This window comes from Paenibacillus alkalitolerans (assembly GCF_016482785.1).
Classification (GTDB): Bacteria; Bacillota; Bacilli; order Paenibacillales; family YIM-B00363; genus Paenibacillus_AE; species Paenibacillus_AE alkalitolerans.
On sequence record NZ_JAEMXM010000018.1, the window covers coordinates 88,174 to 104,050 of the forward strand.

The 15,877-nt window shown below is 52.7% G+C and carries 19 protein-coding genes and 13 tRNA genes; 4 read left to right on the top strand and 28 right to left on the bottom strand.

The genetic code is table 11. From position 1 onward, the window contains the following. Positions 1-84: 84 nt before the first annotated feature. Entirely contained in the window at positions 85-915 is an 831-nt protein-coding gene (locus JET16_RS22380) for a TrmH family RNA methyltransferase (protein WP_199620626.1), read from the bottom strand. An 89-nt stretch (positions 916-1,004) separates the two neighbouring features. On the opposite strand from JET16_RS22380, the gene sspI reads away from it, so the two are divergent. Further along, positions 1,005-1,214 carry a small acid-soluble spore protein SspI gene (sspI, locus tag JET16_RS22385; protein ID WP_199620629.1) on the top strand — a complete coding sequence of 70 codons (210 nt, stop codon included), beginning with the start codon at positions 1,005-1,007 and terminating at the stop codon, positions 1,212-1,214. 255 nt (positions 1,215-1,469) lie between these two features. On the opposite strand, the gene JET16_RS22390 is transcribed toward sspI, so the two are convergent. The 4 genes from JET16_RS22390 to zwf all read right to left on the bottom strand — a co-directional run bounded on the left by JET16_RS22390 (position 1,470) and on the right by zwf (position 5,923). Beyond that, positions 1,470-1,889 carry a LytTR family transcriptional regulator DNA-binding domain-containing protein gene (locus JET16_RS22390; RefSeq protein ID WP_199620631.1) on the bottom strand — a complete coding sequence of 140 codons (420 nt, stop codon included), beginning with the start codon at positions 1,887-1,889 and terminating at the stop codon, positions 1,470-1,472. Positions 1,890-2,033: 144 nt separating this feature from the next. Further along, positions 2,034-3,617 carry a peptide chain release factor 3 gene (locus tag JET16_RS22395; RefSeq protein WP_199620632.1) on the bottom strand — a complete coding sequence of 528 codons (1,584 nt, stop codon included), beginning with the start codon at positions 3,615-3,617 and terminating at the stop codon, positions 2,034-2,036. 98 nt (positions 3,618-3,715) lie between these two features. After that, positions 3,716-4,345: a cyclase family protein gene (locus tag JET16_RS22400; protein ID WP_199620633.1), complete on the bottom strand. Its 630-nt coding sequence runs from the start codon at positions 4,343-4,345 to the stop codon at positions 3,716-3,718. 51 nt (positions 4,346-4,396) lie between these two features. Continuing rightward, positions 4,397-5,923: a glucose-6-phosphate dehydrogenase gene (gene zwf / locus JET16_RS22405; RefSeq protein WP_199620683.1), complete on the bottom strand. Its 1,527-nt coding sequence runs from the start codon at positions 5,921-5,923 to the stop codon at positions 4,397-4,399. A 211-nt stretch (positions 5,924-6,134) separates the two neighbouring features. On the opposite strand from zwf, the gene JET16_RS22410 reads away from it, so the two are divergent. Beyond that, entirely contained in the window at positions 6,135-6,494 is a 360-nt protein-coding gene (locus JET16_RS22410) for a hypothetical protein (protein WP_199620634.1), read from the top strand. Positions 6,495-6,545: 51 nt separating this feature from the next. Here the strand turns inward: JET16_RS22410 and JET16_RS22415 are convergent, their stop codons facing one another. The 8 genes from JET16_RS22415 to JET16_RS22450 all read right to left on the bottom strand — a co-directional run bounded on the left by JET16_RS22415 (position 6,546) and on the right by JET16_RS22450 (position 11,758). Further along, on the bottom strand, positions 6,546-6,992 hold the full coding sequence (locus JET16_RS22415) for a GNAT family N-acetyltransferase (protein WP_199620635.1): 447 nt from the start codon (positions 6,990-6,992) through the stop codon (positions 6,546-6,548). 104 nt (positions 6,993-7,096) lie between these two features. After that, entirely contained in the window at positions 7,097-7,747 is a 651-nt protein-coding gene (locus JET16_RS22420; RefSeq protein WP_199620637.1) for a response regulator, read from the bottom strand. Further along, positions 7,710-8,789 carry a sensor histidine kinase gene (locus tag JET16_RS22425; protein WP_199620640.1) on the bottom strand — a complete coding sequence of 360 codons (1,080 nt, stop codon included), beginning with the start codon at positions 8,787-8,789 and terminating at the stop codon, positions 7,710-7,712. The genes JET16_RS22420 and JET16_RS22425 overlap by 38 nt, the downstream gene beginning before the upstream one ends. Positions 8,790-8,801: 12 nt before the next feature. Further along, positions 8,802-9,467 carry a cell wall-active antibiotics response protein LiaF gene (gene liaF, locus JET16_RS22430; protein ID WP_199620643.1) on the bottom strand — a complete coding sequence of 222 codons (666 nt, stop codon included), beginning with the start codon at positions 9,465-9,467 and terminating at the stop codon, positions 8,802-8,804. A gap of 158 nt (positions 9,468-9,625) precedes the next feature. Next, positions 9,626-10,297 (bottom strand): PspA/IM30 family protein, encoded by a 672-nt coding sequence (locus tag JET16_RS22435; protein ID WP_199620646.1) that lies wholly within the window; start codon positions 10,295-10,297, stop codon positions 9,626-9,628. Between the two features lie 2 nt (positions 10,298-10,299). Then, positions 10,300-10,767, bottom strand: coding sequence for a PspC domain-containing protein (locus tag JET16_RS22440; protein ID WP_199620649.1), 468 nt, complete (start codon positions 10,765-10,767; stop codon positions 10,300-10,302). Then, positions 10,764-11,441 (bottom strand): PspA/IM30 family protein, encoded by a 678-nt coding sequence (locus tag JET16_RS22445; protein ID WP_199620651.1) that lies wholly within the window; start codon positions 11,439-11,441, stop codon positions 10,764-10,766. Before JET16_RS22445 ends, JET16_RS22440 begins: the two co-directional genes overlap by 4 nt. Positions 11,442-11,458: 17 nt before the next feature. Next, positions 11,459-11,758: a LiaF transmembrane domain-containing protein gene (locus JET16_RS22450; RefSeq protein WP_199620654.1), complete on the bottom strand. Its 300-nt coding sequence runs from the start codon at positions 11,756-11,758 to the stop codon at positions 11,459-11,461. 268 nt (positions 11,759-12,026) lie between these two features. On the opposite strand from JET16_RS22450, the gene JET16_RS30250 reads away from it, so the two are divergent. Next, complete coding sequence (locus tag JET16_RS30250) at positions 12,027-12,137, top strand: YjcZ family sporulation protein (protein WP_233532058.1); 111 nt, start codon at positions 12,027-12,029, stop codon at positions 12,135-12,137. Positions 12,138-12,183: 46 nt separating this feature from the next. Continuing rightward, complete coding sequence (locus JET16_RS30255) at positions 12,184-12,276, top strand: YjcZ family sporulation protein (RefSeq protein ID WP_233532060.1); 93 nt, start codon at positions 12,184-12,186, stop codon at positions 12,274-12,276. Positions 12,277-12,352: 76 nt separating this feature from the next. Here JET16_RS30255 and JET16_RS22455 read toward each other — a convergent pair whose 3' ends face one another. The 15 genes from JET16_RS22455 to JET16_RS22525 all read right to left on the bottom strand — a co-directional run bounded on the left by JET16_RS22455 (position 12,353) and on the right by JET16_RS22525 (position 15,513). Further along, complete coding sequence (locus tag JET16_RS22455) at positions 12,353-12,607, bottom strand: hypothetical protein (RefSeq protein ID WP_199620656.1); 255 nt, start codon at positions 12,605-12,607, stop codon at positions 12,353-12,355. A 106-nt stretch (positions 12,608-12,713) separates the two neighbouring features. Further along, the gene (locus JET16_RS22460; protein ID WP_199620659.1) at positions 12,714-13,922 is read right to left on the bottom strand and encodes an ROK family protein; all 1,209 of its coding nucleotides are present in this window, start codon (positions 13,920-13,922) and stop codon (positions 12,714-12,716) included. A gap of 333 nt (positions 13,923-14,255) precedes the next feature. Then, positions 14,256-14,338: transfer RNA gene (locus JET16_RS22465), tRNA-Leu, on the bottom strand. 56 nt (positions 14,339-14,394) lie between these two features. After that, positions 14,395-14,477 (bottom strand) — tRNA-Leu (locus tag JET16_RS22470). Positions 14,478-14,533: 56 nt separating this feature from the next. Next, a tRNA-Leu gene (locus JET16_RS22475) sits at positions 14,534-14,616 on the bottom strand. A gap of 14 nt (positions 14,617-14,630) precedes the next feature. Continuing rightward, a tRNA-Arg gene (locus JET16_RS22480) sits at positions 14,631-14,707 on the bottom strand. Positions 14,708-14,720: 13 nt separating this feature from the next. Further along, positions 14,721-14,809 (bottom strand) — tRNA-Leu (locus JET16_RS22485). Between the two features lie 19 nt (positions 14,810-14,828). Then, positions 14,829-14,902, bottom strand: a tRNA-Cys gene (locus JET16_RS22490). 11 nt (positions 14,903-14,913) lie between these two features. Next, positions 14,914-14,988 (bottom strand) — tRNA-Gly (locus tag JET16_RS22495). A 6-nt stretch (positions 14,989-14,994) separates the two neighbouring features. Then, positions 14,995-15,069: transfer RNA gene (locus JET16_RS22500), tRNA-Gln, on the bottom strand. A 10-nt stretch (positions 15,070-15,079) separates the two neighbouring features. Then, positions 15,080-15,155: transfer RNA gene (locus JET16_RS22505), tRNA-His, on the bottom strand. A 17-nt stretch (positions 15,156-15,172) separates the two neighbouring features. Next, positions 15,173-15,246, bottom strand: a tRNA-Trp gene (locus tag JET16_RS22510). 4 nt (positions 15,247-15,250) lie between these two features. Next, a tRNA-Tyr gene (locus JET16_RS22515) sits at positions 15,251-15,336 on the bottom strand. 11 nt (positions 15,337-15,347) lie between these two features. Next, positions 15,348-15,423: transfer RNA gene (locus tag JET16_RS22520), tRNA-Thr, on the bottom strand. Positions 15,424-15,437: 14 nt separating this feature from the next. Next, a tRNA-Phe gene (locus tag JET16_RS22525) sits at positions 15,438-15,513 on the bottom strand. Positions 15,514-15,877: the final 364 nt, after the last annotated feature.

Below are 15,877 nucleotides of genomic sequence, written 5' to 3' on the forward strand. Positions count from 1 at the left end.
AATAGCATAAAAAAAGGGAGCCCTCAATGAAGCAATGGGCTGTCCCCGCATGAATCGTATTACATCGGACTTTTGGCACAGCAATCATTTTTTTGTGTTGTAAACCAGGCGCTGCCGGACCGTTTCGTATAACAACACTGTGGCGGCCATCGCCACGTTTAACGATTCGGCGCGCCCCGGTATCGGGATAATGACGGTTTCGTCGGCCATCGCCAGCAATTCCGCCGAAACGCCGGCCCCTTCGTTGCCGACGAGAAAGCAAACGGCTCCGGCGTAATCGGCATCGAAACACGTATGCGTCGCGCCGAGCGACGCCGCAATCACTTTCACGCCGCTGGAACGAGCGATTGGAAGAACGTCCGCGAGATTGCAAGGAACGACCGGAACATGAAACAGCGAGCCCATCGTTGACCTGACCGTCTTAGGATTATACACGTCTGCCGAACCTTTGCCGACAAGTACGGCGGTTGCTCCGACAGCGTCCGCCGACCGAATGATCGTCCCCAAATTCCCCGGGTCCTGTACCGCGTCGACAGCTACGAAAAGCCCGTTCTGCGCGGCGGCGAGCAGCGGCTCGAAGCCGTAATCGGGCATCTTCACGACAGCGGCTACGCCTTGGGGAGTTTGCGCATCCGCCACTTTGGCCATCACGGCGTCGGACACCGGCACCCAACGGGCTCCCCCGGATTGTTGTTCCGGGCCGAATCCGAGCCCGGAACCGCCCAATTCACGAACGGCCGGCGAACCCGGAATGTAAAGTATGGTGTCCACTTTCGCGCCGCTGTGAAACGCTTCTCCGACAACATGCGCTCCTTCGATGAGGAAAGTCCCGCTTTTATCGCGTCCTTTTTTCGTTTGCAGGGCCGCCCATTGCTTCACTTGCTCGTTGTTTAACGACCGAATCCCTTCATCCATTGACCGATTTCCTTTCCGTATCCTGCTCCGCATGAATCGCATACAGCATGTCCATACTATTCTCAATGCACATTCCGGAGGTTTTGTAAATGATTTTAACCTTACGACAAGCGATTTATCAAAAGATGCTGCCGATGAGCGAAGATGAGTTCATGAACACCATTGAAGACGCGATTGGGAACGACGAAAGGACGTTGCCCGGGCTTGGCGTTTTATTTGAGATTATTTGGCAAAATATCGATGAAGATACGAAGAACAAGCTCGTTTCAACGTTGAAAGCGAATTTTCCCAAGGAATAATGCGAACCGTTAGACGCTCGTTTGGTACCGTAACCAGGAGGGCCTTTAGTCCCGAATTATCGTATGTTGTTCCAAAGCTAATAATTGCCGCTGCAGCACTCGAATATGCTCGAATGCCGTCTCGTTTATTGCTGCATCGGCAAAACTTTCCTCTGCAATTGCCTCAATTCGCCGAATCCGGCGGTGCAGAGGAAAAAGTCACCGCTGCGCGGAGCCAACAAAAAAGCACCGTTTCCGGTGCGGTCTAAAATCACGCTAAGCGTTCGCTTCGCGTCGGTTTACTTCTTCGCCTTTAATCCGCTTCAACACCTCGCGAATATGCGCAGTTGCCGACTGGATCATCTCTTTGCGAATCAGCTTTTGCTTGATAAGTGCTACGGTAGCGTATTTGCTCCACGGGTTGGCGGGTTCTTCGAAAAACACTTTGCCCTGTGTCTCGTCAAATGAAGCCACCTTGTTCAAGTTAACAAGATTGGTCTTGTCCAACATGTCAAAACCGAACTTGGACAAACACTCTTCCATCTCCGACAATGTCGAAATGTGCCTGAATTTCTGGTTGTTAGCGTGGTATACTATTTTCCGCCCTTCGATTTCCATATAGTCGACATCCTGCAAGCTGATACAAGCTAGTTCCTCCGAACCATTCGGGTGCACGCGGAGCACCGTCATCATCATACCCATCACTCTTTTCATACAATCTTTGAAAAGACCCATGCTCACAGTATACCATATTGTTCCATACTATGAAAATAGCAGTTTCAGAATTTATCGAGAGATTCTAAAATGCTACTTTCGAACTATTCAAAAAGGACGGCCCCTTCACGGGGCTGTCTCAAGGAACGTAATCGACGGATTTTTTTCCATCGCCGCGCGCATCGCGTATTCGCTGTCGAATAATGCGACGAAATTCCCTTTCTTGTCGAGGCATAGCTGCGAGTTTACGCGGAACTTGCCCGGATCCACATTCTCGCCGACGACCCAGCGGGCAAATTGATACGGTTGGCGTTGAAGCTCGATATCTACGTTGTATTCGTTCTTCATCCGATACTCGAACACTTCGAATTGAAGCTGACCGACAACGCCTAAAATCGTATCCTCAAAGCCTGTCGTCTTGAACACTTGAATGGTGCCTTCTTCCGTCAACTGATCGACGCCCTTCTGATATTGCTTATGCTTTAACGCGTTCTTTACAACGACTTTGGAGAACAGCTCCGGCGAGAAAGTGGGGAGCTCGTCGAATTCGATGTCGCTGCGCTCCGATAACGTATCGCCGATCCTGAAGATGCCGGGATCGAACAAGCCGATAATGTCCCCCGGAAAAGCTTCTTCCACGATATCGCGATCCTGTGCAAGGAATTGCTGCGGCTGCGAGAGTTTGATTTCTTTGCCGACGCGGACATGCTTCACCGCCATACCGCGGCTGAATTTGCCGGATACGATGCGCAAAAATGCGACGCGATCCCGGTGAGCCGGATTCATGTTCGCTTGAATTTTAAACACGTATCCCGAGAACTTGCTCTCACTCGGATCGATCTCCCCGGCCGTGCTTTTGCGAGGCGCCGGTTCGGGAGCCAGAAGCAGGAAGTTTTCAAGAAACGTCTGCACGCCGAAATTATTAATGGCGCTGCCGAAGAAGACCGGGGTCAACTCTCCGCGGGACACTTTCTCCAGATCGAATTCGTCGCCGGCCACCTCCAGCAGCTCCAGGTCCTCCCGCAATTTCGGGTACAGATCGTCGCCCGCCGTTTCTATAACCGCCGGATCGTCATATCCTTCCACCGGGCGGAGAGCTATGGCGGAGTGGTCGTCTCCTTGGAACAATTCCATCTGGGATTGGAGCCGGTCATATACTCCCCGCAAGCTTCTGCCTTGCCCAATCGGCCAATTCATCGGATACGAGCGGATGCCGAGAACCTCCTCCAGCTCTTCCAACAACTCGAACGGATCCCTGCCTTCCCGGTCAAGTTTGTTGATGAATGTAAAAATCGGAATGCCGCGCATCCGGCAAACCTGGAACAATTTCTTCGTCTGCGCCTCCACCCCTTTGGCGGAGTCGATCAACATGACAGCGCAATCCGCCGCCGTCAATGTGCGGTACGTGTCTTCACTGAAGTCTTGGTGGCCGGGCGTATCCAAAATATTGATCCTCTTGCCTTGATAATCGAACTGCATGACGCTCGATGTCACCGAAATACCGCGCTGCTTCTCGATTTCCATCCAGTCGGACGTCGCAAATTTCCCGGCCTTTCTCCCTTTGACGGTTCCGGCTAACCGGATGGCGCCTCCGAATAGCAGCAGCTTTTCGGTTAAGGTCGTTTTCCCCGCGTCCGGGTGGGAAATAATGGCGAATGTTCGCCTCTTCGACACTTCTTTTGACAGTTCCGTTCCCAATGTTTTGCTCATTTCAGTCTTTTGTCCTTCCATATACATATTCGCTTCATACATTATACACGAAAAAGAGGGGCGCGCTTGAAAATCGCCCCCTCCATTGTTTTCCGTCGCTACCCGATCAAAAACGCCCTCGCCGGAGCAGCCTCAATCCCCTCGAGCTTTAAAGGCGCGAGCACGAAATCGTACACTCCGGGATGCACGTCTTTCAAGCGAAGCCCTTCCAGAATGAGCACGCCGCTGCGCATCAAAGAGCGGTGCGTCGGATATTCGGGCTGTGACCGCTCGATCCCCAATCCGTCTGTACCTACCCCTCGAATGCCCTTCTCAATCACATATTGAGCGCCGTCAGCCGTTAAATAGATGAATTCGAAATCGAATTGTTCGCTGAAAGAGTTGCGTGTCTTCAAGAGCAGCCACTCGGAATCCCCGATGTCCAGCGCTTCAAGATCCGATCTGCTTATGCCTCCGGACACATGCGTCAGGTCGACCACTTGAGCACTTGAAACAAGGCGCTCAAGCGGAATGGTATCGATCGTCGCCCCTCCGTCCAGCATATGAAGCGGCGCGTCCAAATGCGTCCCGCAGTGCGCGTCGATCCCGATGCGGGTCTCGTATACGGAGCCCGTCCGATGGTTCGACATGTTGCGCAGCTCCGGTTTCTTTTCTTCTTTGTTTTTGTACACTTGCATGCCTTCGTTAATCGTCATGGATATATCGTATAATTTTCGTCCGTTCAACATCGGTTTAGGGTCAACCTCCTTTGCTACACAAACTCGTCATCGCGGGCAACCTCAGGTTGCCTCTTCGCTGCAAACACGTACCGTATCTTCATCCCGCTGGCCGTTCACCGGCCACCACCGATTGCCTTCCGCTTCGAGCAGCTTTGACGCGCCTTCGGGCCCCCACGTGCCGGCGCGATAAAACTCGAGATCGTCCGGCGATTCCTTCCATGCGTCGGCGATGACATCGACGAAACGCCAAGCGGAGGATACCTCGTCCCAACGGGTAAAATAAGTGGAATCGCCGCGAATCGCATCGCTCAGAAGCCGCTCATACGCTTCAGGAGTATTGATGCCGACCCCGCTGGATTGGCAAAAATCCATCGCCACCGGCTGGATGGCACCGTCGGAACCGGGCGCCTTCGCATTAAACTTAACGTAGATGCCTTCCATCGGATTAACGCGGAACACGAGCAAATTCGGCTGCAGACTGTACTTGCTCGCCAAGTATACATTGTCCGGAACGTTCTTGAACTCTACGACGACCTCCGTCGCCTTCACAGGGAGACGTTTGCCCGTCCGCACATAAAACGGCACTCCTGCCCAGCGGAAATTGTCGACATACACCTTCGCCGCAAAATACGTTTCGGTCTTCGATTCCGGGTTCACTTTCTCTTCGTTGCGGTAGCCGGGGACCTCTTTATCCTTCACGCTTCCGGACGTATATTGGCCCCGGACGACGTTGCGCCTCACGTCCGCAGCGTCTTTATACAGCCGCATGCTCTTAAGCACTTTCACTTTCTCGTCGCGGACCGCTTCGGGATGAAGCACTCCGGGAGGCTCCATGGCCATCATCGTAACCATCTGGAGCATATGGTTTTGCCCCATGTCCCGAAGAGCGCCGGCCGAATCGTAATAACCGCCCCGCTCTTCAACGCCAACCGTCTCGCTAAGCGTAATTTGGATGTTGTTTATGTATTTGTTGTTCCAGATCGGCTCAAAGAATGCGTTCGTAAAGCGGACGACCTCGATGTTCTGGACCATTTCCTTCCCGAGGTAATGGTCGATCCGGTATATGTCTTCCTCCCGGAACACTTCTCTGATGACCTCGTTCAACTTCTCTGCGGAAGCCAAATCGTAGCCGAACGGCTTCTCGATGACAAGCCTGTTCCAACCTTCCGAATCCAGCAGGCCTCCTCCCTTCAGGTTGTGAGACACGTCCCCGAACAACTCCGGCGCAAGCGCAAGGTAATACAATCGATTGCCCCCGATGCCGAAACGGTCATCCAATCCGTCCGCAACGATGCGCAATTCTTTAAACGCATTGACATCATGTATATCAAGCGATACGTAACGGAAATGTTCGGCGAAACGGCTCCACGTTTCATCGCTTTCCGGTTTATGCCGCGCAAATTCCCGAATCGATTCCAGAACGTCGTCTTGGAATTTCTCGTCGGTCCGGCTGCGGCGAGCTACGCCGATCACTGCAAATTTGTCCGACAATTTGCCTTCGCGATACAGGCTGTAGATGGCCGGATATAGTTTGCGCCGGGCCAAATCGCCCGTCGCTCCGAATAACAAGATTACGGCTCCTTCCAAATTACGGTCCAAGCGGCATCATTCTTTCGTTCGAAATTGGCTATGGATCCCATAGCGATACTATAAGTGTAGCATAATCGAACCTCATAATGCTATGTAAGCCGGGAGATAAGCCTATGAAAAATGGGCTGTGGTTTTTTGTCCCGAGTCCAACCAACGCCGGAACTGGGTGAATACAGTGGTGGTAAATCGTCAGGAGGTGTTCATTGGGATGCACGTCCAACATCCGGTCACGGAAAATCAAATTCCGCGCTTTGTAAACAAGCATGTCTGCGCCGTACTGCATGACGGTTCGCATCATTATGGAACCGTCACCGGCTGCGAACGCGGAAAGCTGATTTTAAACGGACACTTGCTTAAGCAACAAACAAAAGCGGAAACTTTAAAGAAGAAAGCGAAGAAAAGAGGGGCACGCATAAGCGTAAAGCAGGACAATACGGCTAAGACGGCCGCGATTGGGCTGTCGCCTGCGCAGAGCCCTGCGGCGCCGCTGGCACCGTACATTCCGCCTGCGGAATACAAAGCGATCGAGCTCGAAAAAATCGCATTGCTGTTCGCCTTGTTTCCGTAGGCTTCGCCCCGCCGGCGCATCGAGCCTCTTCGGCAAAGGAGAGGCTCTTCGTTATCCGATCGGTTTATCCATCAGGTAACTTCGCAATATAGTTTCGTAACGAACGACCGACATCCGGTTTTTCATGTAAAACCGCAGTCCGGTCATATTGCTTTCATTCACATATAATTGCACGCGGCGGCAACCGAGCGACCATGCGTGCCATTCCGCTTTCTTCATTAATGCGGAACCGACTCCCGAACCGCGAAGCTTCGGGTGTACCGCCAACAAGTCGACAAACATCGTGGAGCCGCGCGGGATGAACGTAATGAACGCCGATGCGGGCTCCGTGCCCGAAGATGACCATACGTACGTAATTCCCCGCTTCAGCCGCTTCAGCAGCTGCCGATCCGAATGATCTCCGAATTGCAGCTCCGGCGGATTTAACGGAATGAGTTCCCGCCGAATCAATCCGAAGATGGCTCTGTCGTCTTTAGATGGATTCCGCTTGCGGATCATTCCTCCACCGTCCTTGTGCCTTCATGGGGTATGTATTACCCTATGCGAAATAGACGGCGGATGTATGGACGGCTGTCTCTCTCCGGTACTTTATGATATTATTTTCAATCGGCCAATCCGTTCTTTACCGCATAAATCGCCGCTTGCGTCCGGTCTTCCACTCCAAGCTTGGCGAGGATGTTGGTAACGTGATACTTGACGGTTTTGATGCCGATGTATAATTCATCAGCCGCTTCTTGATTGGATTTTCCTTTGGCAATCAACTTCAGAACTTCCATCTCGCGTTCCGTCAGCTCGTCGTGCGGCGCTGCGGCCGCCTTTGGTTGGCGGAAGCGGTTCATCATCTTGGAAGCGACCCGCGACTCCAACACCGGCTGCCCGTTTGCCGCGGCACGGATGGCGGAGGCGATTTCGCTTGCGCGCGATGTCTTCAACAAATAGCTGAACGCGCCCGCTTCTATGACCGGATACAGCTTCTCGTCGTCAATGTAGCTGGTTAGGACGATCACTTTGCAATCCGGGTGTACTTCAAGCAGCCGCCTCGTCGTCTCAATGCCGTCCATTCCGTCCATCACAAGATCCATCAATACGACATCCGGCCGATATTCCTGCGCGAGGCGCAAGCCTTCGTTGCCGTTAGACGCTTCGCCGACGACCTCGATCCCTTCCTCGGTGCCCAATACAGCCGCAAGTCCGATGCGCACCATCTCATGATCGTCAACCAACAACACCTTCACCGGTAAGTTTACCGTCATGCCCTTCTTCCCCTTCCACCATTACAGGAACTCGAATTTCGATTTTCGTCCCTTTCCCAGGTGCGGTTACAATGTTCAAAAACCCGCCGATCTCGTTGACCCGTTCGCCCATTGAAAGAAGACCGTAAGACGTTTGTTTCTTCTCATCCAACTCAAAGCCCACGCCGTTATCCCGAATGCTTAGCCGAACCCCGTCAAGGCGCCGGTGCAGCTTCATCTCAAGCCGGTCGGCGCGGGAGTGCCGGAGGGTATTCGACAGCGCCTCCTGAACGATGCGGAACAATTGGTCCTCAACGCCCTTCGCCATGCGCACGTCGTCGTCCATCTCCCATGCAATATGAATCGGCATCTTGGCCGTCAGCTCCTGCAGCAGCTCTCTCAGCGCAACCGTAAATCGTTTGCCCTCAAGGTGCACCGGCCGCAGGTGGAGCAGCAGCGCTCTCATCTCCGATTGGGCGACCGACGACATTTCCTCGATTAAGGATACTTGCCGTTTCGCCTTCTCCACATCCCGTTCGAGCGTTCGTCCCAGCGCGGTTGCCGTCATCGATATCGCGAACAGCTGCTGGGAAACCGCGTCGTGCAATTCGCGGGCCAAACGTTGGCGTTCGTCGATAACCGCCGAATACCGCGCTTTCTCGGCCAGCTCCGCATTATGCGTCGACAGCCGCTGCAAGCTTGTCACTTGCTCTTCCCACTTGCTGCTAATCCTGCCCAGCTGCTCCGCAAGCCTTCCGATTTCGTCTTCGCCAAGTCTCGGAATCGGACGCGCGAAATTGCCCTTCTCCATATATAACATCGCCTCGCGCAGCGCCTCCAGCCGGGCGTTGAGCCGGTGGCTTTGCCAAAACCCGTAGGCTGCGCCTACGGTTGTAACAATCAGCAGCGTCGTTGCGGTAAACCGGATGCCGATGGTCCACTGTGTCGGGCGGAGAAGTTGAAATCCGTGCATCGATAGCGCAACGACCGCGAAGAGCGCAAGGCTGAGCAAAATCGCTTCCCCCATTGTCCGCCACATGATACTCGTTAATTTAGGTCCCATTTTCGCCCCCCTCTACAGCACCTTCACGTCGACATCCGCTACCGCGTAAGAAATATTGAGCAATATCCGGTGCTCCGCGCTCTCAAAGTTCGGAGAACGCCACACGAGACGGTTCATCGCCCCGGCGCCCTTCTCTCCTGCCACTTGAATTTGCCCGAGAAGGACGGAAGCGTTCACCGACAATCCGATATCTTCAGGAACGATCACATCGATGTCTCCGATCACTCCCTGCAAATTCACTTGCGTATCTTTCTGTTCCAATAGAGCCTTCGTCAAGTCGATCCGCACTTCTGCGACCGCGACGGTAATATCCGTCGATTCGAGCACCCACGGTTCATCCTTTTCCCATCTCACACTTTCAACTATACTTTGTTTTACGAATTTGACCCCCTGCCGGGTTTCGCCTTTTGTCTTGATAAAATACCAACCGATGCCTGCCGCCGCTAAACCGAGCATGAACAGCCAGTGATTGGCGATCAGCACGAATCCGGCGATGGCGAACACCACATAAGCCGATCGTTTACCCTGTTCGGAGTTGCCGGAAGAACGAAGGAGCGCGAATCCCAGAGCCGCCAACAGCAACGCGCTGGCCGTGAGATATCCGGCGACCGCCCCGATGGCTAAATACAATCCCGCTCCTATGAAAAACATGGCCGTGTTGCGATTGCTTCGCTCCATATCCGGCACCCTCCTCCCATTCTTAGCTGCAAAAAGCCATAGCGGTTCTTTCTGCGGAAACATCCGCAAAACCCCTATGGCCTTTTATATCATATTTCCGTCAACTGTCCCACATCAATTTTCCGTGGAGGGTTTCCTTCGGAAAACTCCTATTCAGGTTATTGTTCGGAGCCGGAGGATAATTTCCGCTTCAGCTCTTCCAGCTGGGACTCGACCTGCTCATTCTTGACACCGTTGGCTAACGCCGCCGGTGCGCCGTATGGGAATTGCGAGATTTCCGCTTCCGCCTCCAACTGCATAATCTTCTCTTCCATGCGGCTAAACCCTCTTGCCGCGCTGCCGCCGTCGATCGAATGCACCGACGCCGCTTGCGCAACTTGTTTTCTCGCTTTTGCAAGCTGTGCGCGGGAAACCAGCTCATTGCGCTTATTCCGCATCTTGTAAAACTCTTCTTTCATCCCGTGAAGCTGGGACAGCAATTCTCCTGCATGTTCCTTCGTTTGTGTGTGCATTTTTTCCAGATCGGCGATTTTCTCGTCGTAACGCAGCTTTTCTTCAAGAGCGGCTCTAGCCGTTGCTTCCCGGCCTTCCTGCAGCTCTTCTTCCGCTTTCGCCAGAAGCGTCTCGCCGGAGCGCTTTGCTTCGTGAAGACGCTCCTTCAACTTGCGCTCGCTCGCCATTTGCTTGGCGACCGTCACTTCAGCCGATGCGATCTCCTCTTCCATATCGCGCAAATATTGATTAAGCATCACCACCGGATCTTCCACTTTGTCCAGCAAATCATTGATCGACGCTACAGTCATTTCTTTCACTCTTTTGAATACTCCCATTGTTACACATCTCCCTTATTGTTATTTTCTATTTTGGCCAATTTCGCTTTTAACTGTTCAATTTCTTTTTGCAGCGCTTTTTTCTCCAAGTCGTTCATCATTCCGTCCAGATCGGCGCCCGCGGCGCTTCCGGCGTTCGGGCCGTATTGGCCGTGCGTCGTTTGTCCGAAAGGCGGCTGTTGGTGGCCGTAATGGCCATGATTGCCATGATGCCCTTGGCCGTTATGACCGTGTCCCCAACCGTGCCGGTACCCGTTCATATTCGGTTGTACGTGCGGCTGAAACATAGGGTCGCGCGGCATGACGAGCGCCGCTATTATATAAACCGGTATCACCGCTCCGCTCGAGAAAATCGTCGCGACAACCGTTACCAGACGAAGGATGGTCGAATCGATCCCGAATGCCTCGGCCAAACCGCCGCACACCCCAAACAGCTTCTTATCGCGGTGCGATCGATAGATCGTTTTCATCGCATGCCCTCGCTTTCTTCCAGTTTTCTCTTCATTTCCGCTAAAGCCTGATCCACTCCATCGTTCTCGTTTCTCGCGGCGTATACGCTGCCCGCGCTCGTCCCGTTGCGAACATCCCGCAGGGTGGCCGCTTCAAATTCCATGTCGCGGATGCGGTCTTCCAACCGATCGAACCAAACTCCTCCGGAGTGAGTACCGTACTGACGGCTGCGTTCGGTCAACTGCTGCTGCAGCCGAAGCGTCTCAACCCGAGCCAAATAATATTGCCGCTTGTGGTATGCTTCCTGATAATCTCTCTGCAGCGCGTTGAGCTGCTCTTGCAGTTCCATCGTCGACAGACGGCTCTGCTCGTACAAGTTGCGGAATCCTTCCTTCTTCTCATCCTCCAACACCTTCTCGGCGAGCGCGGCCCGGGCGATGCCGTCTTCACCGGCCTTCAATGCCGTCATGGCTTGCCGTTCGCGTTTGTCGGCGAGCGATTCGGCGGCTAAGTATTGGCTCCTCATGCTGGCGGTATGCGCGGCGCATTGGCGGTACAACGCTTCCGTCTGACGGATGGCGTTCGCCATTTCAGCCAAAAATCCGTCAATGACTCGAAGCGGATCCTGCGCATGCTCCAAACGATCGTTCAATGTTGCAATTGTTATGTCTCTTACTCTCTTCATAATGCCCATATGTGCATCTCCCTTCTTTAATATGCTTTGCTTCGGCTCTTCAGCAAGGACCAGCCGGCCCAAATCAGAGCGATCGGCAACAGCACCGCAATCCATCCGGAAAGCATCCCAATCAGGCCGATCAATCCGATCGTTAGCACGATCCAACCGATTGTCGATCGCCCGTGCTTAATCCCGTACCATCCGAGCAGCACCATTGCGGCCGGTATGATCGCATGCAGCAAGTTGCCTGTCGGAAGACCGAGCTTGCTTAACAAGAACAATCCGCCTACGGCAATCAGCGCAATCCCCAAGCCCATTTTCCCGTTCCACTTCATGGCTTCTTTCACTCCGTTTCTTTTTGCTACATTGTATGGTGTTCATGTTTATAGTTTAGGAGATTTCATGAGCCGCCAAAACAGACCGGTGACGGTTTTTATGACTGGACCTAAGGCGGGGACGGCGTTAGACCGGAGAAAAATTCCGGGTTTTCCCCAATGCAGGCGATAGTTCCAAAAATAGGGCTAAGCCGGGTCATCCGTCCAATCCGCATACTCACTGTCCGAATATGTTGGTATTGACTTCAGATTAAGGGGGTGTCGCTCAATGTCAGGTGTAGGAGCAGGTTTCGGTGCATTCACTTCCACAGGCGCAATCCTCGTGCTGTTCATCCTGTTGGTCATCATTCTGCGCAGCGGTATCTTCGGAGTCTTCTAACTAGGCCGGTATCCGCAGAATATTACAGTAAGAAGGAGGAGGTCTCATGACTGCGGTCGGTGCATTTACGTCTACGGGAGTCATTCTCGTGCTTTTCATCTTATTGGTGATCGTCTCCCGTGTATTTTTCGTGTGCTAATAAAGTCGACAGAAAACCGCCCGTCACGAGAAACGCTCGTAACGGGCGGTTTTTGCGTACAATGGAAAGCTTCGTTCTACTTTTTGCTTCGCAGGCTTTGGATCGTATTTTTTGTTCCGGACCAAGCCCCTATTGCACTCAATCCCATTACGACACCGGATAACACAGCCTTTTGCGGTTCATCCGGAGCAATATATACAAAACCCGAAACGAGACCGAGCACAACGGCGAGAAGAGGCAGCCAACGTGCGGGCAAACCTGCGGTCCGGGCAACCCCGACCAAGCCAACGATAATCGGCACGAGCGCTATGTCATAAGCTTGAAACTCCACAAGTACCCCTCCCTTCCCTATCATTCTATTCAATGACCGGCTTGAAAAGCACAAGCTTAACGCCTATGTCATCAATTGGGAACGAGAAGGAAGGGTATTCGTTCGATCACACCGTCAACTGCTCAGCCATCATTACCGCGGCCCCGATGGCCAGGGCCTCTTCCCCAAGCCGACCGCGGCTAAACTGAACCTGGTAAGCCGGGTAATAATAAGTATTCTTAATCGCGATGCGGGTGGCCACATCGAAATATAAATCTTGCGCATTAAATAAAGGCCCTCCGAAAATCACCTTTTCCGGATGCAGCATATTAAGCATGTTGGCCAGTCCGATGCCGAAATACGTTGCCGATTGCGCGAACAGTTCGGTAGTAAGCGGATCGCCTGTCTCAAGCGCTTCCACCAAGTGAGAAAAGGACAATTGATCGTATCCGCCCGCCAATTGACGGAGCACGGTGTCACGTCCTTGCTTAATTCGTGAAATCGCCGCTTGCTCCAATGCGTAGATGGATGCATAAGACTCCAGACACCCTATGTTGCCCTGCGGCTCGCGGTGCGCGATACCGTCCGTTTGAATGATCATCTGGCCGACGGCCCCCTCCATATCGACTGCGCCGTAGACGAGCTTGCCGTTGGAGAGCATAGCCGAACGCAAACCGATTCCGCCGTGAATATAAAGTACGTGCTCGCAACGCTGCCCGGGATCGTCCACCCAATATTCCGCAAGCAAAGCCGCATTCGCTCCGTTGTCGAGCACGCACGGAACGTTCAGCCGTTTCGAAATCATTTCGCATACAGGAACGTTCTTCCAGCCTGGAGACGGAAAATACAGCGGATCGGTTATAATGCCTCCGACACGGTCCAAAGGACCGACCGACCCGACGCCGACGCCAAGCAACCGGGTATGTTCGATATTGTGGATCTTCAGCATATCCGCCATCGCTTCGGTCATATGCTCAATCAATACCTCAGGCGTCGTATTCGGCGTCATTTTCCATACCCTGGAATCCCTTTTGCGAAAATGCATATCGCAAAGCACCAAGCGCGAATGTATGCGCGATATGTCGAGCCCGAACACGAATGCTTGCTCCGGATGCGCTTGGTATAGTATGGGCCGCCGGCCGCCGGTCGATTCACCGAATCCGGTTTCCTGGATCCATCCTTCTTGTGCCATATCTTCAAGAAGCCGTGTCAGCGTGCTTCCCTTCATTCCGCTTTGCTCTTGCAAAAACTGTTTCGACACCGTTCTATATTTTCTAATTAAAGAGTATATTTGCTTTGCCTTGACGCTGCCGATTCGCTCCCTAACCGCAATCATCGTCTGCCCTCCGTTCAAACCGCACCGATAACCGTTGATATTGGAATATATGAGGCTATCGATTATTGTAGCATACGGCAGCAAAATCTTCCCGGCAAAAGCAATAGAGCCTTGCGAACCCAACCCAAGCACCTATACAACCGAAATAAAAGTTCGGACCAACCGCTCCATGTCCATGATGATGACGTGATTGCAACGGGAAAGCTGTGCTCATTTTTGAGCCTGGCGTCATTTCGCCTCCTCCGGTCGGCATCGTCGAAATTCCGGTTACGAACTAACACAAATAGCCTTGGGCATCATTATCGATGCTCAAGGCTGCGAACTGTTTATGTTTGGTGCCGGTAGAGGGACTCGAACCCCCACGGTTTCCCTCACGATTTTGAGTCGCGCGCGTCTGCCAATTCCGCCATACCGGCATGTAAAATCGTCAACAAATACTGTACAGCAGATTACTGTAAGCTGTAAAAACATATGGTGCCGGTAGAGGGACTTGAACCCCCACGGTTTCCCTCACGATTTTGAGTCGCGCGCGTCTGCCAATTCCGCCATACCGGCATGTAAAATCGTCAACAAATACTGTACAGCAGATTACTGTAAGCTGTAAAAACATATGGTGCCGGTAGAGGGACTTGAACCCCCACGGTTTCCCTCACGATTTTGAGTCGCGCGCGTCTGCCAATTCCGCCATACCGGCATGTATGAAAATAATGGCGTGCCCTAAGAGATTCGAACTCCTGACCTTTTGATTCGTAGTCAAACGCTCTATCCGGCTGAGCTAAGGGCACATATTCAATTTGTTGGTGCCGAGGACCGGACTTGAACCGGTACGATAGTCACCTATCGCAGGATTTTAAGTCCTGTGCGTCTGCCCATTCCGCCACCCCGGCCGGCAGTGTTGTTTGTTTGTGGAGGCGCCACCCAGATTCGAACTGGGGATAAAGCTTTTGCAGAGCTCTGCCTTACCACTTGGCTATGGCGCCAAAAAGTGAAATGGAGCGGACGATGGGATTCGAACCCACGACCCTCGCCTTGGCAAGGCGATGCTCTACCACTGAGCCACGTCCGCATAAAATGGCTGGGGATCCAGGGATCGAACCTGGGAATGACGGAGTCAAAGTCCGTTGCCTTACCGCTTGGCTAATCCCCAATGAAGGTTATGGGGCGATCGAGGGGAATTGAACCCCCGAATGTCGGAGCCACAATCCGATGCGTTAGCCACTTCGCCACGACCGCCAAAATGATGATATTACTGGCAGGGGCAGCAGGAATTGAACCCACACTAACGGTTTTGGAGACCGCTGTTCTACCTTTAAACTATGCCCCTAAAATGGTGGAGGATGATGGATTCGAACCACCGAACTCGTAAGAGAAGAGATTTACAGTCTCCCGCGTTTGGCCACTTCGCTAATCCTCCAAAGCAATACATGGTGCCGCCGAGAGGACTTGAACCCCCAACCTACTGATTACAAGTCAGTTGCTCTACCAATTGAGCTACAGCGGCATGATGGATGGTAATGGTGGCTTGGGACGGAATCGAACCGCCGACACAAGGATTTTCAGTCCTTTGCTCTACCGACTGAGCTACCAAGCCTCGACAACGGTGACGGAATTACATTATATAATAGTCTTTGTAAAAAGCAAAGCTGTAATTCATGGTGGAAAAAGAAAATGGCGGAGCTGACGAGACTGCAATGTTTCGCTATCGAAGCGAATGCTCCGACGAACCCAAAGGGTTCTCATCNTCGACAACGGTGACGGAATTACATTATATAATAGTCTTTGTAAAAAGCAAAGCTGTAATTCATGGTGGAAAAAGAAAATGGCGGAGCTGACGAGACTGCAATGTTTCGCTATCGAAGCGAATGCTCCGACGAACCCAAAGGGTTCTCATCCCTAAACTCACAGTTAAATAAATAATGGCGGAGCTGACGGGATTCGAACCCGCGGTCTCCTGC

Excerpts from the sequence above, each read along its gene's own strand:
- JET16_RS22380 (WP_199620626.1), bottom strand. The coding sequence starts at position 915 with ATGGATGAAGGGATTCGGTCGTTAAACAACGAGCAAGTGAAGCAATGG.
- sspI (WP_199620629.1), top strand. The coding sequence starts at position 1,005 with ATGATTTTAACCTTACGACAAGCGATTTATCAAAAGATGCTGCCGATG.
- JET16_RS22390 (WP_199620631.1), bottom strand. The coding sequence starts at position 1,889 with ATGATGATGACGGTGCTCCGCGTGCACCCGAATGGTTCGGAGGAACTA.
- JET16_RS22395 (WP_199620632.1), bottom strand. The coding sequence starts at position 3,617 with ATGAGCAAAACATTGGGAACGGAACTGTCAAAAGAAGTGTCGAAGAGG.
- JET16_RS22400 (WP_199620633.1), bottom strand. The coding sequence starts at position 4,345 with ATGTTGAACGGACGAAAATTATACGATATATCCATGACGATTAACGAA.
- JET16_RS22410 (WP_199620634.1), top strand. The coding sequence starts at position 6,135 with ATGCACGTCCAACATCCGGTCACGGAAAATCAAATTCCGCGCTTTGTA.
- JET16_RS22415 (WP_199620635.1), bottom strand. The coding sequence starts at position 6,992 with ATGATCCGCAAGCGGAATCCATCTAAAGACGACAGAGCCATCTTCGGA.
- JET16_RS22420 (WP_199620637.1), bottom strand. The coding sequence starts at position 7,747 with ATGACGGTAAACTTACCGGTGAAGGTGTTGTTGGTTGACGATCATGAG.
- JET16_RS22425 (WP_199620640.1), bottom strand. The coding sequence starts at position 8,789 with ATGGGACCTAAATTAACGAGTATCATGTGGCGGACAATGGGGGAAGCG.
- liaF (WP_199620643.1), bottom strand. The coding sequence starts at position 9,467 with ATGGAGCGAAGCAATCGCAACACGGCCATGTTTTTCATAGGAGCGGGA.
- JET16_RS22435 (WP_199620646.1), bottom strand. The coding sequence starts at position 10,297 with ATGGGAGTATTCAAAAGAGTGAAAGAAATGACTGTAGCGTCGATCAAT.
- JET16_RS22440 (WP_199620649.1), bottom strand. The coding sequence starts at position 10,767 with ATGAAAACGATCTATCGATCGCACCGCGATAAGAAGCTGTTTGGGGTG.
- JET16_RS22445 (WP_199620651.1), bottom strand. The coding sequence starts at position 11,441 with ATGGGCATTATGAAGAGAGTAAGAGACATAACAATTGCAACATTGAAC.
- JET16_RS22450 (WP_199620654.1), bottom strand. The coding sequence starts at position 11,758 with ATGAAGTGGAACGGGAAAATGGGCTTGGGGATTGCGCTGATTGCCGTA.
- JET16_RS30250 (WP_233532058.1), top strand. The coding sequence starts at position 12,027 with ATGTCAGGTGTAGGAGCAGGTTTCGGTGCATTCACTTCCACAGGCGCA.
- JET16_RS30255 (WP_233532060.1), top strand. The coding sequence starts at position 12,184 with ATGACTGCGGTCGGTGCATTTACGTCTACGGGAGTCATTCTCGTGCTT.
- JET16_RS22460 (WP_199620659.1), bottom strand. The coding sequence starts at position 13,922 with ATGATTGCGGTTAGGGAGCGAATCGGCAGCGTCAAGGCAAAGCAAATA.